Genomic DNA, 24,869 nt, shown 5'->3' with positions numbered 1-24,869 from the left:
GCATGGACCAGCCATTGCTGCAAATGCGGGGACTGCGCAGGGAGTTCCCCGCCGGTGACACCACGGTCGCCGTGCTCAAGGACATTGACCTGACCATCGAGGCCGGCGAGATGGTGGCCATCGTCGGCGCCTCGGGCTCGGGCAAGTCCACGCTGATGAACATCCTCGGCTGCCTGGACCATCCGACCTCGGGCAGCTACCGCATCGCCGGCCGCGAGACCGGCGAGCTGGGCCCCGATGCGCTGGCCGCGCTGCGGCGCGAGCATTTCGGCTTCATCTTCCAGCGCTACCACCTGCTGGCCGACCTCACGGCCCAGGGCAATGTGGAGCTGCCATCGGTCTACGCCGGCACGGCGCCCACGGACCGCCATGCGCGCTCGGCCGCCCTGCTCGAACGCCTGGGCCTGGCCGACCGCATGCAGCACCGGCCGGGCCAGCTGTCGGGCGGGCAGCAGCAGCGCGTGTCCATCGCCCGCGCGCTGATGAACGGCGGCGCCGTCATCCTGGCCGACGAGCCCACGGGCGCGCTGGACAAGGCCAGTGGCGAGCAGGTCATGCGCATCCTGCAGGAGCTGCATGCCGACGGCCACACCATCATCCTGGTCACGCACGACATGGCCGTGGCGGCCCACGCCTCGCGCGTGATCGAGATCAGCGACGGCGCCATCATCGCGGACCGGCGCAGCGCCCCGCATGAAAGCAAGCCCCCGCTGGAGGCCACAGCCGCCCCGCGCGCCGCCTCCTGGCGCATGTTCGGCGACCGCTTCGGCGAAGCGCTGCGCATGGCGCTGCGGGCCATGAACGCGCACCGCCTGCGCACCTTCCTGACCATGCTGGGCATCATCATCGGCATCTCTGCCGTGGTCTCGGTGGTGGCGCTGGGGCGCGGTGCGCAGCAGCAGGTGATGAACCAGATCAGCGAGCTGGGCACGAACACGCTGGACATCTTCCCCGGCAAGGACTTCGGCGACACGCGCGCCGCCGCCATCGAGACCCTGGTTGCCGCCGATGCCCAGGCCCTGGCCGAGCAGCCCTACGTGGACAGCGCCACGCCCAATGTGTCGGTCAGCGTCACGGCGCTGTACCGCGAGAACGCGGCCATGGCCCAGGTGACGGGCGTGGGCTTCGAGCACTTCCGCGTGAAGGGCCTGCGCCTGGCGTCAGGGCGGTTCTTCGACCAGCGCGACGTGGACCTGCACGCCCAGGTCGCGGTCATCGACCAGAAGGCCGCCACCGCGCTCTTTCCCGGCAACCCCAGCCCGCTGGGCGAGGTGGTGATGCTGGGCGAGATGCCCGTGGAGATCGTGGGCGTGCTGCGCCCCGCGCAAAACAGCTTCGGCGGCTCCACGCCCACCTTCTTCGTGCCCTACACGGCGGCCGCCACGCGCCTGGTCGGCAAGTACCACCTGGACAGCATCACGCTGCGCATCAAGGACGAGGTGCCGGCCGAGATCGCGCTGAAGGCGGCCACCAGCCTGCTCACGGAACGCCACGGCACCAAGGACTTCTTCGTCTGGAACTCCGACCAGATCCGCCAGGCCATCACGCGCACCAGCACCACGCTGACGCTGCTGGTCTCGGCCATCGCCATGATCGCGCTGCTGGTGGGCGGCATCGGCGTGATGAACATCATGCTGGTGTCGGTGACCGAGCGCACGCGCGAGATCGGCGTGCGCATGGCCATCGGCGCGCGCCAGTCGGACATCCTTCAGCAGTTCCTGATCGAGGCCGTGCTGGTCTGCATCGTGGGCGGCATCCTGGGTGTCTCTCTGGCGCTGAGCCTGGGCCTGGCAGTGAGCCTGTCGGGCTCCAGCTTCCAGCTGTCGTTCTCGGCCGCCTCCATCGTGCTGGCCGTCGCCTGCTCCTCGCTCATAGGCATCACCTTCGGCTTCCTGCCCGCGCGCAGCGCGGCGCGCCTGGACCCCGTCCAGGCCCTCTCCAGAGATTGACATGCATATGCTCAAGACCAGCGCGCTGGCATGCGCCGTGGCCCTTGCGGGCTGCGGCGCCATCACGCGCACCCCCTACGAAGCGCCACAGGTGGCGCTGCCCGCGCAGTTCGAACATGCGCAGGCATCGTCCCCGACAGCCACGCCCATGCCCGATGCCTGGTGGCACGGCTTCGGCGATCCACGGCTCGATGCCTGGATTGACCTGGCGCTGGCGCGCAACCCTGACATGGCCACGGCCGGCATCCGTGTGCGGCGGGCCGCGCTGCAGGCGCAACTGGCAGGCCATGCGCTGCTGCCCCAGCCCAGCGGCAGCGTAGGCACGGGCGCCAGCCGCCCGCTGTCGGGCAGCCAGCGCAGCACCCTGGAGAACGCCAGCGCCACACTGGGCGTGGCCTGGGAGCTGGACCTGTTCGACCGGCTGGGCGCGCAGCGCGATGCCGCCGTCTTCGAAGCACAGGCCAGCGTGCAGGACAAGGATGCCGTGGCGCTGTCGCTGACCACCACCACGGCCAGCCTGTACTGGCAACTGGCGCTGGCCAACGAGCGCCTGGACATGTCACGCCAAAGCCTGGAGTACGTGCGCCGCACCATCGACCTGGTGCAGGCCCAGTACCGCAGCGGCGCAGTGTCCGGCCTGGAGCTGCGCGAGGCCCGGCAGGCCCTGGCCGAGCAGCAGGCCCTGCTGAGCCAATACACCCAGGCCCGCGCCGAACTGCGCCAGGCATTGGCCGAATTGCTGCAGGGCGCCGAGCCGCCCGGTGGCGAGCCCCAGGCGCTGCCCGTGGCCGACCTGCCCGCCGTGCAGCCAGGCCTGCCCGCCGACCTGCTGGGACGCCGCCCCGACCTGCGCGCCGCCGAACTGCGGCTGCGCGGCGCCCTGGCCGGCAGCGATGCCACGGCCGCCAGCTACTACCCCCGGCTATCGCTCACCGGCAGCCTGGGCACCTCCAGCAGCACCCTGCTCGATGTGCTGGCCAATCCCGTGGCGGCCCTGGGCGCCAACCTGGCCCTGCCGTTTCTCAATGTGCGCGAGATGCGGCTGAACACCGCCATTGCACGCAGCCAGTACGAAGAGGCGGTGGTCAACTTCCGCAAAACGCTGTACGCCGCGTTGGCCGAAACGGAAAAATCCCTGTCCGCCCGCACCGAACTGGCCCGCCAGGAAGAGGCCCAGCAGCGCGCCACGCAGGAATCCGTGGAAATCACGCGGCTGTACGAGGCGCGCTACCGCGCCGGCCAGGTGCCGCTGCGCACCTGGCTGGACGCCCAGGAGCGCCGCCGCGCAGCGCAGCTGGCCCTGTCCGCGCTGCACCTGGCACGCCTGCAGAACCAGCTCACGCTGCACAAGGCCCTAGGCGGAGGGTGGCCGGCTTCCTGAAGCCACCACCAACGGTCCGCCAGAGTCAGAACGAATGCGCCATGCCCACGTAGAAGCCGGTCTGGCTGCCGCCCGGCGCCGGGTTGTTGTTGGTGGTCTCCACCGAGAAGTTCGCATTGCCGCCATTGCGCACATTGCCCACGCTGGCGTACAGCAGCGTGCGCCTGGACAGCGCGTAGTCGGCACCCGCCATGAACAGGTTGGCGCTGCCGCCGCCGTTGTTGACCGTGGTGCGGTAGCCCGCCCCGATCAGCGTCAGCGGGCCTGACACCTTGTAGCGCGCGCCCATCCAGTACTGCCGCGCCTTGTTGGGCACGCCAGCCGCGCTGTCGGGCGCGGACAGCTGCTCATAGCCCGCGAACAGCTTGAGCGCGGACAGCGTCACCGTGCCGCCCAGCGTCAGGTTGCGGGAGGTGGTGTAGAGATCGCTGATGCGGCCATTGGCATCGCGGGCCACATCGTAGATGGCGCGCAACTCGAACGTGGGCGCGGTATAGGACACCGACAGCGCATCCTTGCGCAGCCGCGATGCGCCCTGCGGCTGCTCGCCCAGGCCGGTCAGCGCCAGCACGCGCAGGCCGCCCCAGCTGGGCGTTTCGTAGGAAATCATGTTGTCATGCCCGCCCCAGTTGCGCCCCCGCACCAGCGTGGCCGAGCCGATGAACTGCTGGCCCGTGGGGTCCAGCGCCCAGTGCGCATCCGAGATCGACAGGTCCTTGCCCAGTTTCAGCGTGCCCCATCCGCTGCGCAGGCCCACGAAGGTGCGGCGGTTGAAGAAACCTGCGCCGTTGAACTTGGCATCGTCGATGCTGAAGCCCGACTCCAGCGTGAACAGCGCATGCAGCCCGCCGCCCAGATCCTCCTCCCCCTTGAAACCCAGCATGCTCGTTCCCCACTGGTTGCCCACGGCCCGCCACAGATTGCCAGAGCCCCCCGTGGCCGGGTCGTACACATTGCTCTGGTAGTCCACCCCCGCGACCACACGCCCATAGAGCGTGACCGAACTCTGGGCCTGGGCCGCCAGGGCCGTGCCCAATGCAAGCGCCGTGCCCAGCCATTGAATGGTTCTTCTAGCCATGTCGTCTCCTCCTCCCGATTGCCAGTTGGCGAAAGCCCTCGCCACGAGGGCCAGGGCGTACTGAAATCCTTGCCGGCCACGCGTGAAAACTGCGGCCGTGCAGTCAGCGCGTTCTTGTTCTTGTGCCTGCGAAGCCTGCGGGGCAACGCCGGTAACGGCTGGCCATGGAATTCTCGGTGGGAGAAGGTGGCTGGAGATAAACGATTCGGCGACGGACTGATCCTCAGCCATCACGGACCGCTAGGTGTTTTCCCAAGGAAAGGCCGCCGCGCCATCCACGGCGGCCACCGGGCCGCGCATTGCACGCAGCCCGGATCGGCTCAATGCCGCGCGATCAACGCGCCGTCGTATCGCTGCTGGCCGCCACGATGGGGATATAGAACTCTCCGCCCGCGCGGTTGAATTCCTCGGCCTTGGCCTGCATTCCGGCGGCAATGCCTTCCTGTTCGGCCACGCCCTTGGCAGCGGCGAATTCGCGCACTTCCTGGGTGATCTTCATGGAGCAGAACTTGGGGCCGCACATGGAGCAGAAGTGCGCCACCTTGGCGCTGTCCTTGGGCAGGGTTTCGTCGTGGTAGGCCTGGGCGGTGTCGGGGTCCAGGCCCAGGTTGAACTGGTCCTGCCAGCGGAAGTCGAAGCGGGCCTGGCTCAGCGCGTCGTCGCGGGCGCGGGCGCCGGGGTGGCCCTTGGCGACGTCGGCGGCGTGGGCCGCGATCTTGTACGCGATGATGCCCTGCTTGACGTCGTCGCGGTCGGGCAGGCCCAGGTGTTCCTTGGGCGTGACGTAGCACAGCATGGCGGTGCCGAACCAGCCGATCATGGCCGCGCCGATGGCGCTGGCGATGTGGTCGTAGCCGGGCGCGATGTCGATGGTCAGCGGGCCCAGGGTGTAGAACGGCGCCTCGTGGCAGTGCTTGAGCTGCTCGGTCATGTTGGCCTGGATCATGTGCATGGGCACGTGGCCGGGGCCTTCGATCATGGTCTGCACGTCGTGCTTCCAGGCCAGTTGGGTCAGCTCGCCCAGGGTCTGCAGTTCGGCAAACTGGGCTTCGTCATTGGCGTCCGAGGCGCTGCCAGGGCGCAGGCCGTCGCCCAGCGAGAAGCTGACGTCGTACTGCTTCATGATGTCGCAGATGTCCTCGAAGTGCTCGTACAGGAAGCTCTCGCGGTGGTGGGCCATGCACCACTTGGCCATGATGGAGCCGCCGCGCGAGACGATGCCCGTGCGGCGCTGGGCCGTGAGGTGGATGTAGGCCAGGCGCACGCCGGCGTGGATGGTGAAGTAGTCCACGCCCTGCTCGGCCTGCTCGATCAGGGTGTCGCGGAAGATGGGCCAGGTCAGGTCCTCGGCAATGCCGCCCACTTTCTCCAGCGCCTGGTAGATGGGCACGGTGCCGATGGGCACGGGCGAGTTGCGGATGATCCAGTCGCGCGTGGTGTGGATGTTCTTGCCGGTGGACAGGTCCATCACGTTGTCCGCGCCCCAGCGGATGGCCCAGACCAGCTTCTCGACCTCTTCCTCGATGCTGGAGGTGACGGCCGAGTTGCCGATGTTGGCGTTGATCTTGACCTTGAAGTTGCGCCCGATGGCCATGGGCTCGATCTCGGGGTGGTTGATGTTGGCCGGGATGATGGCGCGGCCGCGCGCCACTTCGTCGCGCACGAATTCGGGCGTGATGATCTTGGGGATGGCAGCGCCCAGGCCGTTGCCGGCCAGGCGCGCCTCGCGCGCGGCGTCCTGCTGGTACTCGGCCATCCATTCGCGGCGGCCGTTCTCGCGCAGGGCCACGTATTCCATCTCGGGCGTGATGATGCCCTTGCGCGCGTAGTGCATCTGGGTGACGTTGCCGCCGCTCTTGGCGCGGCGCGGCTGGCGCTGCAGCGAAGCAGCCTCGGCCCGCAGGCGGGCCACGCGCTCGTCTTCCTCGCCGCGCTTGCCGCCGTCGTCCAGGGCCTGGCGCAGGCGGCCGGCGTAGTACTCGCTGTCGCCGCGCGACTCGATCCAGGCATTGCGCACGCCCGGCAGGCCGCTGCGCACGTCGATGGCCACGGCCGGGTCGGTGTAGGGGCCCGAGGTGTCATAGACGCTGACCTGCTCGCCATTGGTCAGCTGGATATCGCGCACGGGCACGCTCAGGCCGGCATGCAGGCTGCCTTGCAGATAGCTCTTGGTGGAGGCCGGGAACGGCTTGCGCGACTGCGCCAGCAGATCGGAAAAACGCTGTGCGTCTGGAGCTTCGCCGGCTGCGGGGGTGAAGATGGAATCGGGAGCGTTCATGTCGGGTTCCTTGCGTTCAAAGCGTCGATCAACAACGCTCCGGGAACCGGACACTCCTTGGGCTGTGCCAAAGGCCGCGCACCGGGCTATGCCAGTGTGGGCCTGCCAGGGCCGTATGGCCTTGGCCCCTGGTTGCCACGCACGCCAAGGCGCACGAGCAGCCTTGGTTGGCAAGGGTCGATGCGCATCGGATGGTGGCCTGCCTGGCCGTTGCGGCCCTGCGTGCATCCGCCGTGGCGGACTTCCATCCTCTGACTTCGGCCCCGCTTCAGGGTCCCGCTCTTCTTCCGCCGGTATCAACCGGATCAAGTTCGTCGGGTTCGCCGCCTGGCCCATGCAGCGCATGGACCGGTTGGCATCTCAGTGCATCAGCACACCCCGGAGCAGAGCGCAGTATAGGGGATGGCAAGGCGCCCTTGCCCTGCGGGTTTGCCCAGGGGCCTGAAAGCCCTGCTCAGTCGAAGCCGCGCATCTGTGCCCATTCGGCCACCGGAGCGCGCGTGGCGCGCCAGCCGTTGATGGGGGCTTCCTTGTCCTCGTAGCCCAGCGCAATGCCAAAGGCCACGTGGTAGCCCTCGGGCAGCGCCAGCGCCTGGGTCACGGCGTCGTTGTAGCGGCGCCAGAAGCCCTGGGCGCAGGTCGCCAGGCCATTGGCGCAGGCCAGCAGCATGAAGGACTGCAGGTAGATGCCCAGGTCCACCCATTGCGGCAGGCCCATGCGCTCGTCCACCGCCACGATCAGGCCCACGGGCGCGCCGAAGAACTGGCCGTTGCGCGCCAGCTGCTCCAGCCGCGCGGGCTTGTCGTCGCGCGGAATGCCCAGCGACTGGTACAGCTCCTCGCCATTGGCAAAACGCCGACTGCGGTAGGGCTCCCAGAGATTGGGCGGGTAGGACAGGCCGGGCTGGGCGTCCTGGGGCTCGGCTTCGGCAACGGCGGTGAGCAGTTGCTGCAGCGGCTCGCCCGTCAGCGCCAGCACGCGCCAGGGCTGCAGGTTGCCGCCCGAGGCCGCTTGTGCCGATTGTTCCATCAGGGAGCGCACCAGGGCCGCATCGGGCGACTGGGGCAGGAAGGCGCGCACGGAGCGGCGCGCATGCAAGGCCTGTTCAACGTTCATGCTGGTCGGAGTCTCCGGTCTTCTTGGGGGATCTTGGGGATCTTTGGTGATCTTCTGCAGGCCTACTTGCCCATGATCTGGTCGATCTTGTCCTTCTGGAAGGCCTGCGGGCGCTCGGACTCGCAGGGCACGCAGTCGCCCACCTTGCTGCCAGCCGAGAGCTTGGCAATGGCCTCCCACAGCAGCGCAATCTGCTGCTCGTGCGCGGCCGCGCCATCGCTCAGGCCGCGCATGGCCTGGGCCACGGGGTCCATTTCCTGGGTGATGCCGTAGGCCGTGAACGGCTGGGGCGCGGCGGCCGACGGGACCTTGATGGACTCGGCCTTGGCCGATGCCAGGTCGTGCTCGGTCACATCGGCGCTGTGGCCGTTCTTGCTGGCGATGATGCGCGCCGGAATGCCCACGGCCGTGGCGCCTGCGGGCACGGGCTTGATGACCACGGCATTGCTGCCGATCTTGGCACCGTCGCCCACCTCGAAGCCGCCCAGCACCTTGGCGCCCGCGCTGACCACCACATCGCGGCCCAGCGTGGGATGGCGCTTGGCGCCCTTGTACAGCGAGGTGCCGCCCAGGGTCACGCCGTGGTAGATGGTGCAGCCGTCGCCGACCACGGCCGTCTCGCCGATGACGACGCCCATGCCGTGGTCTATGAAGACGCGCTCGCCGATGACGGCGCCGGGGTGGATCTCGATGCCGGTGAGCCAGCGGCCAATGTGCGAGATGAAGCGCCCCAGCCACTTGAGGCCATGGTTCCAGCACCAGTGCGCCGGGCGCTGCAGCCAGATCGCATGCAGACCCGGATAACAGGTGATGACCTCCCAGGTGCTGCGTGCCGCAGGGTCGCGGTCGAGGATGCACTGGATATCGGAGCGCAGGCGGTCAAGCATCTAGGGGCTGGTTATTGTTGACAAGACCGCTCAGTCTAGCGTTTCGGTGGGGTGCTCTGCAGCATGGCCTTCGCAACACCGCGCAGGATGTGGATTTCCTCGGCGGTCAGTTGCGAGCGGTTGAAAAGCTGGTTGAGGCGCGGCATCAGCTTCTTGGGCGCAGCCGGATCGAGAAAGCCGATATGCGCCAGCGCCTGCTCCCAATGGCCCAGCATGCCGGCCACCTGGGCCGCGTCGGCGCGCTGCGGCGCAGGCGTGTGCTCCACCACGGGAAAGCCGCCCAGCGCCTGGCGCCACTCGTAGGCCACCACCTGGATGGCCGCCCCCAGGTTCAGCGAGCCGAACTGCGGATTGGACGGAATCGACAGCGCCACATCGCTGCGGTAGACATCGTCGTTGCTCATGCCGAAGCGCTCGCAGCCGAACAGGAAGGCCACGCCCGACTGGTTGCAGCGCGGCGCGGGAGCCAGTGACGGCACGGATGCATCGGTGGGCGGCGCCGCTTCATCGGGCACATCGGCCTCATCGGGCGCAGCCAGCACATCCAGCGCCCCGCTGAGCAGCAGCTCGAAATGCTGGCGCGGCGTGCGCGTGGGCGGGCCGAAGTCGCGCGGCGTCATGGCCGTGGCGCACAGGTGGCTGATGCCGTCCAGCGCCTCCTCCAGCGTCTCCACCACACGCGCATTGCCCAGCACGTCCAGCGCGCCGCTGGCCCGCTGGATGGTCTCTTCCTTGCGCAGCACGTTGGGCCAGCGCGGGCGCACCAGCACCAGGTCGTCAAAGCCCATGGTCTTCAAGGCGCGGGCGGCGGCGCCCACATTGCCGGCGTGGCTGGTTTCTATCAGTACGAATCGGGTTTTCATGGCGTCGCTGGCCTGCCGGCACCGGCAGAGCCCCCAAGACGGGACAGGTTGCGCAGCACAAAACGGACAAGGCGGGTAAAATTGCGCGCTATTGTCGCCGCCCCGCATCGCCGGACGCGGCTTTTTCCGTTCTTACCCGCGTCAAACAGCCTGCTTTTGCCAGAGAGGACCGTCCTCTCCTTGCACAGCCGCTGCTCCGCCAACGCCTCACAATCTATGTCGACCAACCTGCATCCCATGCTCAACGTGGCCATCAAGGCCGCACGCGCCGCCGGCGCCATCATCAACCGCGCGGCTCTTGACGTGGAATCCGTGCGTGTCGCACAAAAGCAGGTCAACGACTTTGTGACCGAGGTGGACAAGGCGGCCGAGCAGGCCATCATCGAAACCTTGCTGGGCGCCTACCCGGGCCACGGCATCCTGGCCGAGGAATCGGGCAACGAGTTCGGCGCCAAGAACTCCGACTACGTCTGGATCATCGATCCGCTGGACGGCACCACCAACTTCATCCACGGCTTCCCCGTGTACTGCGTGAGCATTGCCCTGTCCTTCAAGGGCAAGGTGGAGCACGCCGTGGTGTACGACCCCTCGCGCAACGACCTGTTCACGGCCACGCGCGGCCGCGGCGCGTACCTGAATGACCGCCGCATCCGCGTGTCCAAGCGCATCCAGCTCAAGGACAGCCTGATCTCCACCGGCTTCCCCTTCCGCCGTGGCGACAACTTCAAGCAGTACATGAACATGCTGGGCGACGTGATGCAGGAAACCGCAGGCGTGCGCCGCCCCGGCGCCGCCGCGCTGGACCTGGCCTACGTGGCAGCCGGCTTTGCCGACGGTTTCTTCGAAAGCGGCCTGCAGATCTGGGACGTGGCCGCCGGCAGCCTGCTGGTGACCGAGGCTGGTGGCCTGGTCGGCAACTTCACGGGTGAGGCTGATTTCCTGGAGCAGAAGGAATGCCTGGCGGGCAATCCGCGGATTTATGGTGCGCTGGTCGGCATCGTTGGCAAGTACAGCAAGTTTGCTTCGGCTGGGGAGAAGGCGGGTGTGCGGCAGGCGCTGTCTGATTCTGGAGAGGCGGCTCCCGTCGCTGATGCTGAGACTGCTGAGTCTGAGCAGCAGCCTGAGGCTTGATTCCGGCTTCTCCTCTCTTATGAAAAACAGCTCCTTCAAGGAGCTGTTTTTCGTTGGGCGTGGGTTCGGTGCGCTTTTTGCCCCTGCCGGGGGGTTGCTTTTCGGGGCCGGGTCTCGGCCCGGCGGCCGACCTACCTTCTTTTGCTTCGCCAAAAGAACGTAGGCCAAGAAAAGGCGACCCGAATGTCCACGTCCCTTCGCTTCGCTGCGGGCAACCTGCGCCGGGCCGCCTGCGGGGTTCGCCGTGAAACTCACTTCGCGCTGCGCGCTACGTTCAAACAATCACGGCGAGTCAGATGACGAGGCAGTCCTGTCCTGCGGCAGGACTGCAACCCCGCAGGCGGCCCGACGCAGGCGTGGACATACGGGAGGGGTGAGAGGGGGCCACGGTCAGGGGCAGCATGCTGCCCACTGCACGTTTGCCGCCTCTTTTACCTCGCGCGTGCGTTGATCACGGCCTCGGCCACGTTGCGCGGTGCTTCGGCGTAGTGCTTGAACTCCATGGAGTAGGTGGCACGGCCTTGCGTCTGCGAACGCAGCGACGTGGCGTAGCCGAACATTTCGGACAGGGGCACTTCGGCCTTGATGGACTTGCCGCCGCCGGCCATGTCGTCCATGCCCTGCACCATGCCGCGCCGCGAGGACAGGTCGCCCATGACGGTGCCGGCGTAGTCCTCAGGCGTCTCGACTTCCACGGCCATCATGGGTTCCAGGATGACGGGGCTGGCCTTTCTCGCCGCTTCCTTGAACCCGAAGATGGCCGCCATCTTGAAGGCCATTTCGTTGGAATCCACGTCGTGGTACGAGCCGAAGGTCAGCGTGACCTTGACGTCCACCACGGGGTAGCCGGCCAGCACGCCGCTGGTCAGGGCCTCGACCACGCCCTTTTCCACCGCAGGGATGTACTCGCGCGGCACCACGCCGCCCTTGATGGCGTCCACAAACTCGAAGCCCTTGCCGGGTTCCTGCGGCTCCACCGTGAAGACCACATGGCCGTACTGGCCCTTGCCGCCGGACTGGCGCACGAACTTGCCGTCCACATCGGTGACTTTCTTGCGGATGGTCTCGCGGTAGGCCACCTGGGGCTTGCCCACGTTGGCTTCCACGTTGAACTCGCGCTTCATGCGGTCCACGATGATTTCCAGGTGCAGCTCGCCCATGCCGGCAATGATGGTCTGGCCCGATTCCTCATCGGTGCGAACGCGGAACGACGGGTCTTCGGCCGCCAGGCGCGACAGGGCAATGCCCATCTTTTCCTGGTCGGCCTTGGACTTGGGTTCCACGGCCTGGGCGATCACGGGCTCGGGGAAGACCATCTTCTCCAGCACGATGGGCGCGGACGGGTCGCACAGGGTCTCGCCCGTGGTCACGTCCTTCAGGCCCACGCAGGCGGCAATGTCGCCGGCGTGGATTTCATCGACCTCCAGGCGTTCATTGGCATGCATCTGCACGATGCGGCCGATGCGCTCCTTCTTGTCCTTGACGGAGTTGAGCACGCTGTCGCCCTTGTTGAGCACGCCCGAGTACACGCGCACAAAGGTGAGCTGGCCCACGAAGGGGTCGGTCATCAGCTTGAAGGCCAGGGCAGAGAATTTCTCGCTGTCATCGGCATGGCGCACGATGATGGAGCCGTCTTCCGCATGGCCTTCCACGGGTGGCACTTCCAGCGGGGAAGGCATGAGCTCGACCACGGCGTCCAGCAGGCGCTGCACACCCTTGTTCTTGAAGGCCGAGCCGCACAGCATGGGCTGGATCTCGCCCGCAATGGTGCGCAGGCGCAGGCCGCGCAGGATGTCGGCCTCGGGCAGGTCGCCCTCTTCCAGGTAGCGGTTCATCAGGTCTTCGCTGGCCTCGGCAGCCGCCTCCACCATGGACTCGCGCCACTTCCTGGCGTCTGCCACCATGGCTGCGGGAATGTCCTGGTACTCGAACTTCATGCCCTGCGTGGCCTCGTCCCAGATGATGGCCTTCATCTTGAGCAGGTCCACCACGCCGGTGAACTGCTGCTCTGCGCCAATGGGCAGCACGATGGGCACCGGGTTGGCCTTGAGGCGGTCGATCATCATCTGCCGCACGCGCAGAAAATCCGCGCCCGTGCGGTCCATCTTGTTGACGAAGGCCAGGCGCGGCACCTTGTACTTGTTGGCCTGGCGCCAGACCGTCTCGGACTGCGGCTGCACGCCGCCCACGGCGTCATAGACCATGACGGCGCCGTCGAGCACGCGCATGGAACGCTCCACCTCGATGGTGAAATCCACGTGGCCCGGGGTGTCGATGATGTTGATGCGGTGCTGGTCAAAGCGGCCGTCCATGCCCTTCCAGAAGCAGGTGGTGGCCGCCGAGGTGATGGTGATGCCGCGCTCCTGCTCCTGCTCCATCCAGTCCATGATGGCGGCGCCCTCGTGCACCTCGCCCAGCTTGTGGCTCACCCCGGTGTAGAACAGGATGCGCTCGGTCGTGGTGGTCTTGCCGGCATCGATGTGCGCGGAGATACCAATGTTGCGATAGCGTTCTATGGGGGTGTGGCGGGCCATGAAAGGACTCCTGGGTGCTGCGAAAGCGTAAGTGCGTGATCTGCCGGTTCGAAGGGTCGGATTCTCGCGGGGGTTGAATGAGGGTTGATGACAATTGGAATGTACGAAGACAATCGTACTATCTTCCGCAACTTCTTGCAGAACGATTCATGTTTTCACCACGCCATGCCCCTGTCTGCCAGATAACTGCCCGCGCCACGCCGCATCAGCGACGTGCGGCATTGCTTCCATGGCACAGTGGCGCCCATCGACAGGATTGCGACTTGCGCAAGAAGGAACGCAACCAGTGTTCTTCCACAGGGCGCAGCGCGTTGCTGCAACCTGTTTGCACAAGTCCTGAGGACGATTCATGCTTGCCAACCACCCCGACCGCGAACAGATACGCCTGGAAAACCTGCTCAACGCCCTGGGCAACCCCCTGCGCCTGGCCGTGGTGCGCGCGCTGGCCGCAGGCCATGAGCGCGCCTGCGGCTCGCTCTTGCAGGGCCAGTCCAAATCCACCATGACCCACCACTGGCGCGTGCTGCGCGACAGCGGCGTGATCTGGCAGCGCCCCGACGGCCGGGAAAACCTGCTCTCCCTGCGCCGCGAAGACCTGGATGCGCGCTTTCCCGGCCTGCTGGACGCGCTGCTGCAGGCCCTGGCCGAAGACCCGCTGACCGAACAGGCCACGGCCGCCCACCTCAAACCCTGCCCTTGAAGCCCCGCCCCTGCCACGCAGGCGGCAGCCCTGCGCCCTACCCCTTCACGGCAAGCGCCGCAGCTACGCCCTCATCCGCAAACCGCTTGGCCGCCTTGAGCAGATAGCTCACGGCATAGAGGATGGGGTCATCGGCCTCATCGCCATTCAGATGGTCCACCACCTCGACGGCATAGCCTAAATCCACCGCAGTGTCGTGCAGCAAGCCCAGCAGCTCCTTGTCCTGCGGCTCCAGCGACTGCGCCTGATCGGCCTTGGCGTAGTAGATGCGCAGCAGGTCGCGGCAGACGCAATTGATGGCCGTGACCTTGTGGCTGGCGTGCAGCTCCAGCACTTCGAGGGCAGCGCCCAGGTGCAGGACGGCGTCGATGGCCAGGTCGTCGAGTTTGGGTTGGGGAGTGGTTGCGAAGGCTGGTTGCTCCATCGAACCTGGGTGTGCGTGAGTCATGGCTCACAATTCTTGATTCGCAGGGAGAACTGGGCCACGTTTTCTTTAACTCATGGCTGAGGGTGCAAACAATCAGCGCAGGCTTCAAGAGCCATCGGCCATAGATGACATCTGTGCGCTGATGAAGCCATCGACGATGGGCAAATCACCGAACTGAGGCGGCTGCTTGAGGCTACCTGCGACTTGGTATCTTTGAAGTAAGAGCAGCTCTACCTGCCGCTCCTACCGTAACGGCCTTCCGGTAAACTGCACAGAATTCTGCCAGCTTCTAGGAACCAGTAATGTCCATCTCCGCCCGTGATGTGGTGCCCTTCACCCAAGCGCGTTCCAACCTTTCTGAGCTGGCTGATCAGGTGAAAGCTGGCGCTGAAAAAATCATCACCAAGAACGGTGAGAGCTATGTGGCACTGATCGACGCGGACCGGCTCGACTACTACCACCGTCTGGAGCGCGAGCGCATTCACCTGCTATTGACTGATGACGCCCACAGAGGTTTGGAGGACATCATCGCGGGGCGCACCCAAGATGCCGATCAGGCCTTGGCAGCCATTCAAAAGCGTCGCTCCCCTGCGCAGCCCGCAACTAAGACTATGAAGAGCCGTGGCTGAGGCTTTGTATCTCGTCGAGCTAACCGACAGCTTCTTAGCGCGACTCGACTCCATCGATGCCTTCCTGTCGGAGGCTGATGCCGCGTTCGCCTATGACGCTCTGCTTGCAGGCCTGCGCTCAACCGTGGTACCGAACCTCGCACGCTTTCCACTGATAGGGCGTCGATACCTCGACCAGCCACCGCAGTCTGCCGAAGCGCTGGAACAACTGAGTAAGTTGCCTGCTGGCGCAGCAGATAGTCTGCGCGTGTACCTGCATGGCGACTACCTGATGCTCTATTCGGTGATGAATAAGGTGATGTACCTGTTATCGATTCGACATCATCGGCAACTGTCATTCGATTTTTCCGGTTTGTGGCCGGCATAAAAGAAGAAAACGGGAGTGATTAGGAATGACGCCAGAAGCAAAAGCACGGCAGAGCATTGATGCGCGGTTGATTTCGGCAGGCTGGGTTGTGCAAGACATGAAGCAGCTCAACCTGGGCGCGGCACGAGGTGTAGCCGTACGAGAGTACCCCACGGACACCGGACCAGCCGACTATGTGCTGTTCGTGGATCGGGAGCCCCGTGGCGTCATCGAGGCGAAGAAGGACACTGCTGGTGAAAATCTTACTGTTGCCGAAGCACAGACCGAGCGGTACGCAAACGCCACCCTGAAGTGGCGGAAAGATGGCCAGTCACTGCGCTTCTTGTTCGAGGCTACCGGGCAAATCATTCGCTTCACCGATGGCAAGGACCCGGCGCCGCGCTCGCGTGAGATCTTCCACTTCTTCAAGCCTGAGACGCTGGCCGCTTGGCTCGATCAGCCCAACACCCTGCGCCGCCGCTTGGCAGAGGTCATGCCTGCGCTTCCAGCGCAAAACTTGCGGGACTGCCAGATCAGCGCAGTCACTGGGCTGGAGAAGTCACTGGTACAAAACAAGCCGCGCGCACTGGTGCACATGGCCACGGGTGCTGGCAAGACTTTTACCGCCATCACCACCGTGTATCGACTGCTCAAGTACGGTGGTGCCAAACGCATTCTCTTTCTGGTCGACACGCGCAATCTGGGCAAGCAAGCCCATCAAGAGTTCATGGCCTACACGACGGTCGATGGCCGCGATTTCGCACGCGACTACAACGTCCAGCGATTGGCTTCTTCAACCGTTGACCAGGGTGCGCAGGTGTGCATCAGCACCATCCAGCGTATGTACTCCATCCTGAGTGGCGAGCCCATTGACGAGTCTTCCGAGGATGTGTCTCTCAACGAAGTCCAGCAAACGAACAAACAGGAGAAGTTCGTGCGCTACAACCCAGCCGTGCCGGTGGAGACATTCGACGTCATCATCATCGATGAATGCCATCGCAGTATCTACAACCTGTGGAAACAGGTGCTGGACTACTTCGATGCCTTCCTGATCGGCCTGACGGCCACCCCAGACAAACGCACGTTCGGCTTCTTCAACGAGAACATCGTGGCCGAGTACACCTACGAGCAATCGGTGGCCGATGGGGTCAACGTGGGCTACGACGTGTACGAGATCGAAACCGAAATCACCCAAAAGGGTGCCGAGCTCAAAGCCAAGGAATGGGTGGACCACCGCGACCGAGCCACCCGAAAGCGCCGCTGGGGTGAGACCGAAGAAGACACAGCGTACACCGGCAAGGAGCTCGACAGGTCCGTGGTCAATGTCAGCCAGATCCGGAAGGTGATCCAGGCCATGAAGACCGCCGTGGAAACGCAGATCTTCCCTGCGCGCAAGGAAGTACCAAAGACGCTGATTTTTGCCAAAACCGACAGCCACGCCGACGACATCATCAATATCGTGCGGGAGGTCTATGGACAGGGCAACGCATTCTGCAAGAAGGTGACCTATCGCGCGGAAGAAGACACTGACAGCATCCTCAGCAGCTTCCGTAACGACTACAACCCGCGCATTGCGGTGACGGTAGACATGATCGCCACCGGCACCGACGTGAAGCCTCTTGAGGTGTTGCTGTTCATGCGCGACGTGCGAAGCAAGGGCTACTACGAACAGATGAAAGGTCGTGGCGTACGCAGCCTGGATGCTGAAGGACTGCAGCGCGTGAGCGGCAGCGCCGATGGAGCCAAAACGCACTTTGTGCTGATCGATGCAGTGGGGGTTGAAAAAAGTCTCAAGACCGAAAGTCGCCCGCTGGAGAAGAAGCCTGGCATGCCTTTGAGGGACTTGCTGCAAGGTGTCGCGATGGGCAGCCGAGACGACGACACCGTGCTCAGCCTTGCCAACCGACTGGCGCGCTTGGCCAAGCAATTGGACGACAAGGCCAAAGCCCGCATTGAGAAGGCCAGTGGCGGCATTCCCGTAGGGGAGCTGGGCAAGGCCTTGATCACGGCCTTGGATCCTGACGCCATCGTCCAGGCAGCCTTGGCCGCAGCCAAAGCGAAAGGCATCACACGCACGGAAGACACCCTGCTGCCACAAGAGATCGAAACCGCGCGCGCTGAACGAGTTGCCGCAGCATGCGCTCCGTTCGATAAACCTGAGCTGCGTGACGAGATCGAGAATTGCCGACGCGAGCGTGAGCAAATCATTGATCACATCAACTTGGATCATGTCACCTTCAGCGGTTTTTCGGAGCAGGCCGAGACTCAGGCCAAGGCAGTGATCCAGACCTTTGCCGACTACATCAAGCAGCACAAAGATGAAATCGCTGCGCTGAGTTTTTTCTACGAGCAGCCCTACCAACGCAGGGCACTCACCTTCGACATGATCGAAGACCTGCACGAGCACTTGAGCAAACCGCCGTTGATGCTCACCACTGAGCGCCTGTGGAGTGCATATGCCCGCGTGCAGTCCAGCGCCGTGAAGGGGGCTGACCGCAAGCGGCAACTGACCGATCTGGTGGCGCTGGTTCGTTTTGCTCTGGGGATGGAGGGCGAACTCAAACCGTTTGCTGACGAGGTGGACAAACGCTTCCAAGCCTGGATCTTTCGACACAACGCCCAGCGCGGCACGGCCTTCACGGCGGAGCAGACTGAGTGGCTGCGCTTGATGAAAGATCACGTTGCCAGCAGTTGCAGCATCAGCCGCGAGGACTTTGATTACGCCGAACTGGCCGACAAAGGCGGCTTGCAAAAGGCTTGGGAAATATTTGGGAAGGAGCTGGATAGCTTAATGAAAGAAATGAATCAGGAGTTGGTGGCGTGAGCGTTGCAAACGAGCAGATTCCTGCCTTGCCAAATGGCTGGGAATGGGTACCCATTGGTGAAACAGGTGAATACATCAACGGATTTGCTTTCAAACCCAGCCACCGTGATTCCAGTGGCTTGCCGATTGTGCGCATCCAAAATCTAACAGACGAGTCAAAGGCGCTTAACACCACAAACATCGAAGTGCCAGCCGATTACAAGATCGACACAGGTGACATGCTCATGAGTTGGTCTGCAACTCTTGATGTGTTTGTGTGGCGCCGCGGACCCGCTTTGGTTAATCAACACATTTTTAAAGTTGTTCCGGATGAAGGTGTCATAAGCAAGAAGCTGCTTTTCTACTGGCTAAAGCAGGCAATTCAGCAGTTGCAAAAGACGGAACACTTGCATGGCAGCACCATGATGCACATAAACCGTGGGCCGTTCATGGCGCACAAGGTGCCTCTGCCGCCTGCGGAAGAGCAACTTCGTATTGTTTCCAAACTGGAAGAAGTTCTGCCTGAGGTCGATGCCGGACTTGCCGAACTCAAGGCTGCACAGAAAAAGCTCACGCAATACCGTCAATCGCTCTTGAAATCCGCCGTGAAAGGTGCGCTTACAGAGAAGTGGCGAGCAACGAATTCACCAGATGAATCCGGCGAGCAATTGCTCGAGCGAATGCTGCAAGATCGCCGCACCCGTTGGGAAGCTAAACAACTTGCCAAATTCGCCGAACAAGGCAAGACCCCACCCAAGGATTGGCAAAAAAAATACCCGGATCCGGTAGAGCCGGACGCCACCGATTTGCCGGATTTGCCTGCTGGCTGGGTGTGGGCGAGCGTTGAACAGCTCGGCGATGTCCAATTGGGCCGTCAGCGGTCACCAGACAAGCTCAAGGGAATTTCGCCGACTCGCTACATACGTGCCGCCAACATTACTGAGGCGGGAGTCGATTTTTCCGATGTCTTAGAAATGGACTTCTCCGAACATGAGAGACGTACTTTTGAACTGCAAGCGGGAGACGTCTTATTGACGGAGGCATCTGGCAGTCCCGAGCACGTTGGCCGTCCTGCGATTTGGCCAAGTGTTAACGGGCTGTATTGCTTTCAGAACACCGTGCTGCGCTTTCAGCCCAAAGGAATCAACTCGGAGTTTTCTTTTTACTCCTTCTTGGCGATGCAGAAGCTAGGAGTCTTTCGCAAATTGTCAGGCGGTGTCGGCATAAACCATCTAAGTGCAGGGAAATTCTCGAAGCTGCCTATGGCCCTACCCTCATCTGACGAGCAAGTAGAAATTGCCAGGGAACTGGTGGCGCAGTTCGCAGCGATTGATGAACAAAGACGGGCGATCGACCTCTCACTTAAGCAATCCACAGCCCAGCGCCAAAACATCTTGCGCGCTGCCTTTGCCGGTGAATTAGTGCCGCAAGATCCGAACGAAGAACCCGCCAGCGTGCTGCTGGAACGCATTCGTGCTGAGCGTGAGGAACGCGCCAGGCTGCCCAAAACTCGCAAAACCAAACAACAGAAAGAGATCGCCACCGTGGTGAGACAACTGATCGATGTGCTCGCTGAAGCGGGCGAATGGGTGCCCGCACAAGAAGCCTTCCGTCGCTGCGGTGTGGCCGATGGTGCTCTTACGGAACGCATCGAAGAGCTATACGCTGAGCTACGCAAGCTGGATAAGGATGGCAGACTTGCGGTCGAGGCCGTGACCGATGCGCAGGACCGCAAGCTGTACGACAAACTGAAGCTTCTGGCGGGCTAAGCATGCGTCTGGACAAGCTCACCATCGGCAGTGCCAAAAACAGCCGAACGCACCAGTTCAAAAACCTGAAGAACGTCACCATCGACTTCGATCAGGATCACTGGGTCACGGTGGTCATCGGTTGGAACGGCACAGGCAAGTCCAACGTGCTTGAGGCGCTGGCCATCATCTTCCGCGACCTCATCGCCAAGAAGCGCATGCCCGCGTTTGCCTTTCAATTGGCCTATCGCATGGGTGCGGGCGAGGCGCTACGGCATATCCACATTGACGCCGATCCAGATGGGGAGAAAGAACCGTTCACGATTCACGTTGCAACAGATGCACAGGCCCGTGGCGAAGGTACGCTGATCCCCCTCATCGAGGGCAATGCCCCAGTTTCAGCTCTGCGCGGCGAGGCCATCAAGCTCACTGCGTTCCTGAATGCGGATAGCGAGTATTTGCCGCGATATGTTTTCAGCTACTACTCGGGTGAGAGCCCGCGTATGCATGAGGTGTTTCGCCCTTACCTCGAAAACTATGACAGTAAGCTGCGCAACGGCGAAGACCCTGGATTGAAGCGCTTGTTTTATGCCCTGCCTGTGCACAGCCAGTTCGTGTTGCTTGCTTTCATGATTAAACAGTCGACTGAAGTCAGAGAGCTTCTCGAAAAGAACATGAGAATTGATCCCGATGAAGGGATCGAGTCAGTTCTCTTCGTTTTGAAACAGCCTGGCTGGAGCAAGCGACGTGGAAATAAAAAGGTGGATGCGGCTGGTGATAAAAGGTTTTGGGGGGCGAAAGGCGTTGTACAGACGTTCTTAGATCGCCTGCAACGCATTTCACTCGCTCCAATAAGGGTTAAGCGAGAAAAGCAGATTACGCTTTGGAATAAGGAGACAACAGAGTTCCAGTATCTGTACATCAAAGATATAGACGCTCTCCGGCAGCTGGTCGGAGAGCAACAGCCTGCGCAATTCTTCCGTGACCTAGAGAGCACCTACGTTTCGGAACTCATAGAGGAAGTACGCATCCGGGTGCGTCTGAAGGAGAACGATGGCAGCGTCACCTTCCGTGAATTGAGCGAAGGCGAACAGCAGTTGCTCACGGTGTTGGGCTTGCTACGCTTCACGGCCGAGGATGAGAGCCTGTTCCTGCTCGATGAGCCGGATACGCATTTGAATCCGCGCTGGTGCGTGGACTATCTGAACTACCTGAAGTCTTTTGTCGGGCAGAACAGTGAGGGGCAGGACAACAGTCACATTGTCCTGACGACCCACAACCCCTTGGCCATTGCTGAGCTGGTCAAGGAGCAGGTGCAGATCCTGTACCGCGAAGCAGGCAGCCGGACAGTGCACGCCGAAAACCCGGCAGTCGACCCAAAGGGCATGGGCTTTGCCGGGATCGTGACCAGCGATATGTTCGGCTTGGGTACCAGCCTGGACAACGCCACGAATGCCGATCTGCTGACACTGCATCGGCTCTCTACCCAGCAGGCTCCGCTCAGCGATGATGATCGAGCCGAGTTGGTCAAAATACGTACGCGCCTTGAAGGCTTGGACTTCAACTTTGCGTCGAGGGATCGGATGGAGCAAGAGTATCTGCGTGCTCGATTTGATCTGGCTGCGGATGGCGATATCGACGGTGCTGTCGTTACGCCGGAAAACAAACAAAAGGCACTCGATGCCCTGGTTCAGGGTCTGCTGCGCAGCTTGCAGGAGGGCCAGGCTTGAGATTCATCCAGATTCCGTTGCCACCTCATTTGCCCGCACGCTGGCTCAAGGTTTACGTTGGCCGAGTCTCGCGAGTCTATGCACTGGCCACTCATGATCTTCGATCTGAGTACATCAAGAAAAACGACAGCTGGGGCTTGCTCAAAAAATGGCTCGCTAGTACCAGCGGGCACAAGTGCTGGTATTGCGAAGCGAAGAGCACGCGCGCACCGTTTGATGTCGATCACTTCCGGCCCAAGTTAGGCATCACAGTAGATGGCGTGAAACTCGCAGGCCATGACGGGTACTACTGGTTGACATATGAATGGTCTAACTTTCGCCTTTCGTGCCAACGGTGCAATCGACCAGAAAAGGACGATGCAGATGTATTACACGGAAAGGCAAATGAATTCCCGATTCGCGATGAAGCGCAGCGTTGCGCGTTGCCTGCCGGAAGCCTGAATACTGAATCGCCCAGGCTTTTGGACCCATGCGTGGAGGCTGATTGCGACCTACTCGCGCATGGCATTGACGGCGAGGTCAAGCCTGCGGCGCCTGATGGCACCTGGGAATATCAGCGTGCGCGGTACACGATTGATCGGCTGGGATTTAATGAATGGAACATGCCCGAAGACAAGCGCAGTCGTTGGCAGACACTGGCTACGTTAATGGCTATTGTGGGCGACACGGCCAATCCAGCGGTAACAGCTGAAGTCAAAAAACATCTCTCTCACGATCACGAACACACAAGTTTTTTCCGATCTGCCATTGGCACGCATCGAGACAAGGCTTGGGTTGAGGCTCTTTTATGAACACAAGCACCCTTGTCCAGAAAGTCTGGAACTTCTGCCACACATTGCGCGACGACGGCGTGGGTTACGGCGATTACCTCGAACAACTCACCTACCTGCTGTTCTTGAAACTGGCGCATGAATACGCGCAGGAACCATACAACCGCAACACCCAGATCCCTAACGGGTATGACTGGACCAGCTTGACCTCCAAGGTCGGCGAGCCGCTGGAAGCGCATTACCTGTCCACTTTGCACAAGCTGGGCGAGCAGACAGGCATGTTGGGTGCTATCTTCTTCAAAGCGCAAAACAAGATCCAGGATCCGGCCAAGCTCAGCCGTCTGGTCCAGATGATCGACGCCGAAAACTGGATCAGCCTCGAAGCAGACGCAAAAGGCGACCTGTACGAAGGCTTGTTGCAGAAGAACGCCGAAGACACCAAGAGCGGTGCAGGCCAGTACTTCACGCCTCGCGCGATCATTCAGGCCATGGTGGCCTGCCTTCGGCCGCAGCCCTTGAAGACAATTGCCGACCCTGCTTGCGGCACTGGCGGGTTCTTTCTGGTGGCCAATGAGTGGCTGTCGGGTACTGGCAAGTGGTTGGAGGATAACGGGGCGTGGCTTGGTCGGGATCTGCCCAAGCTCAACCCCAAGCAGAAGCGCTTCTTACGTGATGAGACATTCGTCGGCAACGAGATCGTGCCGAACACTAGGCGCTTGTGCTTGATGAACTTGTTCCTGCACAACATCGGTGAGCTGGATGGTCAGCCCGCCATTGACCGCTCAGATGCGCTGATTTCAGAGCCAAAGCGCAAGGTCGATTACGTGCTAGCCAACCCGCCCTTCGGCAAGAAGAGCAGCATGACGATCACCAATGACGCTGGAGAGGAGGACAGAGACTCCCTGACCTACGAGCGTCAAGACTTCTGGGAAACCACGTCCAACAAGCAACTCAATTTCTTGCAGCACATCGTCAGCATGTTGAAGGTTGGCGGCAAGGCAGCTGTGGTGTTGCCTGACAACGTGCTGTTTGAGGGGGGCACGGGAGAAAAGATCCGCCGCAAGCTGCTGGAGAACTGCGATGTGCACACCATCTTGCGCTTGCCTACAGGCATCTTCTATGCGCAAGGTGTGAAGGCGAACGTGGTGTTCTTTGACAACGCGCCGAAAGATGGGCGTGTGCACACCAGAGGCATTTGGTTCTACGACCTACGCACCAACAAGCACTTCACCCTGAAGACGCGCCAGTTGAAGCTGGACGACCTGCGTGACTTCGTCGCCTGCTACAACCCTGCAGATCGCCACTTGCGCAAGGCAACGGACCGATTCAAGTTCTTCAGCTACGAAGAACTTATTTCCCGCGACAAAGCCAGTCTGGATGTTTTCTGGCTAAAGGATGACAGCCTCGACAACCTCGATGACCTTCCTCCGCCGGATGTACTGCAGCACGAAATCATCGAGCACTTGGAGGCCGCTCTGGCGGCATTCCGCGATGTTGCAGTTAGCCTGCCGAGCTTTCCTCAGAAAGATGCGGCATGAGCGAGATCAATCTCTTTCGATTGGTTGATGGCAGCGCCACCAAGCTGCACGGCCATCAGTCCGACTTGGAGCGACCGCTTCAGAAGCTGATCGAAAGAAACCTTGAAACCATGCTGGGTATTCGATTTCTCGCTTCAGAGTACAGCACGGGTCGATTGCATGCGGGACGCATAGATACGCTTGGACTGGACGAAAACAACTGCCCTGTGATCCTGGAGTACAAGCGTGCAGCGCACGAAAATGTGATCAACCAAGGGCTTTTCTATCTGAACTGGCTGATGGATCACCAAGCAGACTTCAAATTCTTGGTGCTGGAGAAGTTCGGAAAAGATGTATCTGAGGCAATTGACTGGCGTGCCCCAAGGTTGGTGTGTATTGCTGCGGACTTCAACAGGTATGACGATCATGCGGTCCAGCAGATAGGGCGCAACATCGAGCTGATTCGATACAGAAAGTTCGGTGAAGAGCTTTTGCTACTTGAGCAAGCTAGCGTTTATGCCAACCAAGAGCGCCGAGGTACAAGTGCGAAAGTCGCCCAACCATACAAACAAGAGGCCGTTGTTATCACCGCCCCAGCCAAAACGGTTGGGCCAGACAAGTCCTATGCAGACCTATTACCAACGTTGTCAATAACTCTTACTGAGTTGCTGGCCACCATCGAGGACTACATCTTTTCTCTTGGTGACGATGTTCAACGTAAGGAGCTGAGGCTGTACGTTGCGTTCAAGCGGCTGAAGAACTTCTCGACGATCGTGCTGCAGAAGAATCGCCTGTTGCTGTACCTGCACCTGAACCCTAAACAGTCTGGCCCGCTGCCGCCGAACGCTCGTGATGTGAGTGATATTGGGCACTGGGGCACGGGCGACCTAGAGATCGCGATCGCAGACCAAACAGACTTGGATGCTGTGAAGCCGCTCATCACGATGGCATACGAAGGGCGTTGACCAAAACGATTTGATC

19 protein-coding genes and 1 riboswitch are annotated in these 24,869 nt (G+C 62.1%); of the genes, 12 read left to right on the top strand and 7 right to left on the bottom strand.

Annotation, left to right across the window (positions count from 1 at the left end; all coding sequences use genetic code 11):
* Positions 1 to 2 precede the first annotated feature (2 nt).
* Positions 3 to 1,949 carry a MacB family efflux pump subunit gene (locus LGR64_RS20050; RefSeq protein ID WP_012204236.1) on the top strand — a complete coding sequence of 649 codons (1,947 nt, stop codon included), beginning with the start codon at positions 3 to 5 and terminating at the stop codon, positions 1,947 to 1,949.
* A 1-nt stretch (position 1,950) separates the two neighbouring features.
* Positions 1,951 to 3,330 carry an efflux transporter outer membrane subunit gene (locus LGR64_RS20045; RefSeq protein WP_141829381.1) on the top strand — a complete coding sequence of 460 codons (1,380 nt, stop codon included), beginning with the start codon at positions 1,951 to 1,953 and terminating at the stop codon, positions 3,328 to 3,330.
* Positions 3,331 to 3,355: 25 nt separating this feature from the next.
* On the opposite strand, the gene LGR64_RS20040 is transcribed toward LGR64_RS20045, so the two are convergent.
* From LGR64_RS20040 to LGR64_RS20020, 5 genes are all read right to left on the bottom strand, one after another.
* Complete coding sequence (locus tag LGR64_RS20040) at positions 3,356 to 4,408, bottom strand: porin (RefSeq protein ID WP_230356744.1); 1,053 nt, start codon at positions 4,406 to 4,408, stop codon at positions 3,356 to 3,358.
* A gap of 334 nt (positions 4,409 to 4,742) precedes the next feature.
* Positions 4,743 to 6,686 (bottom strand): phosphomethylpyrimidine synthase ThiC, encoded by a 1,944-nt coding sequence (gene thiC / locus LGR64_RS20035; protein ID WP_034368871.1) that lies wholly within the window; start codon positions 6,684 to 6,686, stop codon positions 4,743 to 4,745.
* 265 nt (positions 6,687 to 6,951) lie between these two features.
* Positions 6,952 to 7,077, bottom strand: a riboswitch (TPP riboswitch).
* A gap of 63 nt (positions 7,078 to 7,140) precedes the next feature.
* Complete coding sequence (locus LGR64_RS20030) at positions 7,141 to 7,803, bottom strand: nitroreductase (RefSeq protein WP_013803520.1); 663 nt, start codon at positions 7,801 to 7,803, stop codon at positions 7,141 to 7,143.
* 62 nt (positions 7,804 to 7,865) lie between these two features.
* Positions 7,866 to 8,690 carry a serine O-acetyltransferase gene (gene cysE / locus LGR64_RS20025; RefSeq protein ID WP_017407425.1) on the bottom strand — a complete coding sequence of 275 codons (825 nt, stop codon included), beginning with the start codon at positions 8,688 to 8,690 and terminating at the stop codon, positions 7,866 to 7,868.
* Between the two features lie 35 nt (positions 8,691 to 8,725).
* The gene (locus LGR64_RS20020; protein ID WP_141829385.1) at positions 8,726 to 9,553 is read right to left on the bottom strand and encodes an RNA methyltransferase; all 828 of its coding nucleotides are present in this window, start codon (positions 9,551 to 9,553) and stop codon (positions 8,726 to 8,728) included.
* A 216-nt stretch (positions 9,554 to 9,769) separates the two neighbouring features.
* Between LGR64_RS20020 and LGR64_RS20015 the strand changes: the two genes are divergently transcribed.
* The gene (locus LGR64_RS20015) at positions 9,770 to 10,684 is read left to right on the top strand and encodes an inositol monophosphatase family protein (protein WP_016449664.1); all 915 of its coding nucleotides are present in this window, start codon (positions 9,770 to 9,772) and stop codon (positions 10,682 to 10,684) included.
* Between the two features lie 431 nt (positions 10,685 to 11,115).
* Here the strand turns inward: LGR64_RS20015 and fusA are convergent, their stop codons facing one another.
* Complete coding sequence (gene fusA / locus LGR64_RS20010) at positions 11,116 to 13,218, bottom strand: elongation factor G (RefSeq protein WP_099752053.1); 2,103 nt, start codon at positions 13,216 to 13,218, stop codon at positions 11,116 to 11,118.
* A gap of 349 nt (positions 13,219 to 13,567) precedes the next feature.
* Between fusA and LGR64_RS20005 the strand changes: the two genes are divergently transcribed.
* The gene (locus LGR64_RS20005) at positions 13,568 to 13,918 is read left to right on the top strand and encodes an ArsR/SmtB family transcription factor (protein ID WP_012204227.1); all 351 of its coding nucleotides are present in this window, start codon (positions 13,568 to 13,570) and stop codon (positions 13,916 to 13,918) included.
* Between the two features lie 37 nt (positions 13,919 to 13,955).
* Here the strand turns inward: LGR64_RS20005 and LGR64_RS20000 are convergent, their stop codons facing one another.
* The gene (locus tag LGR64_RS20000) at positions 13,956 to 14,366 is read right to left on the bottom strand and encodes a hypothetical protein (protein ID WP_328511982.1); all 411 of its coding nucleotides are present in this window, start codon (positions 14,364 to 14,366) and stop codon (positions 13,956 to 13,958) included.
* Positions 14,367 to 14,647: 281 nt separating this feature from the next.
* Here LGR64_RS20000 and LGR64_RS19995 point away from each other — a divergent pair, with 281 nt between their 5' ends.
* The 8 genes from LGR64_RS19995 to LGR64_RS19960 are packed head-to-tail and all read left to right on the top strand — an operon-like array spanning position 14,648 to position 24,853.
* Positions 14,648 to 14,974: a type II toxin-antitoxin system Phd/YefM family antitoxin gene (locus LGR64_RS19995; RefSeq protein WP_230356742.1), complete on the top strand. Its 327-nt coding sequence runs from the start codon at positions 14,648 to 14,650 to the stop codon at positions 14,972 to 14,974.
* Positions 14,967 to 15,341: a type II toxin-antitoxin system RelE/ParE family toxin gene (locus LGR64_RS19990; RefSeq protein WP_230356740.1), complete on the top strand. Its 375-nt coding sequence runs from the start codon at positions 14,967 to 14,969 to the stop codon at positions 15,339 to 15,341. Before LGR64_RS19995 ends, LGR64_RS19990 begins: the two co-directional genes overlap by 8 nt.
* A 25-nt stretch (positions 15,342 to 15,366) precedes the next feature.
* Complete coding sequence (locus LGR64_RS19985; RefSeq protein ID WP_230356738.1) at positions 15,367 to 18,144, top strand: type I restriction endonuclease subunit R; 2,778 nt, start codon at positions 15,367 to 15,369, stop codon at positions 18,142 to 18,144.
* Positions 18,141 to 19,892 carry a restriction endonuclease subunit S gene (locus LGR64_RS19980; protein WP_230356736.1) on the top strand — a complete coding sequence of 584 codons (1,752 nt, stop codon included), beginning with the start codon at positions 18,141 to 18,143 and terminating at the stop codon, positions 19,890 to 19,892. The genes LGR64_RS19985 and LGR64_RS19980 overlap by 4 nt, the downstream gene beginning before the upstream one ends.
* 2 nt (positions 19,893 to 19,894) lie before the next feature.
* Entirely contained in the window at positions 19,895 to 21,601 is a 1,707-nt protein-coding gene (locus LGR64_RS19975; RefSeq protein ID WP_230356735.1) for an AAA family ATPase, read from the top strand.
* The gene (locus LGR64_RS19970; protein WP_230356733.1) at positions 21,598 to 22,392 is read left to right on the top strand and encodes a hypothetical protein; all 795 of its coding nucleotides are present in this window, start codon (positions 21,598 to 21,600) and stop codon (positions 22,390 to 22,392) included. Before LGR64_RS19975 ends, LGR64_RS19970 begins: the two co-directional genes overlap by 4 nt.
* Positions 22,389 to 23,909 (top strand): class I SAM-dependent DNA methyltransferase, encoded by a 1,521-nt coding sequence (locus LGR64_RS19965; RefSeq protein ID WP_230356731.1) that lies wholly within the window; start codon positions 22,389 to 22,391, stop codon positions 23,907 to 23,909. Before LGR64_RS19970 ends, LGR64_RS19965 begins: the two co-directional genes overlap by 4 nt.
* Entirely contained in the window at positions 23,906 to 24,853 is a 948-nt protein-coding gene (locus tag LGR64_RS19960) for a DUF5655 domain-containing protein (protein ID WP_230356729.1), read from the top strand. Before LGR64_RS19965 ends, LGR64_RS19960 begins: the two co-directional genes overlap by 4 nt.
* The last annotated feature ends 16 nt before the right edge of the window (positions 24,854 to 24,869 follow it).

The sequence above is a fragment of the Delftia sp. Lp-1 genome, from assembly GCF_020523835.1.
GTDB lineage: Bacteria > Pseudomonadota > Gammaproteobacteria > Burkholderiales > Burkholderiaceae_C > Comamonas > Comamonas acidovorans.
The sequence above is the reverse complement of the archived record's forward strand: the minus strand, read 5'-3'. Positions and strand labels throughout refer to the sequence as shown.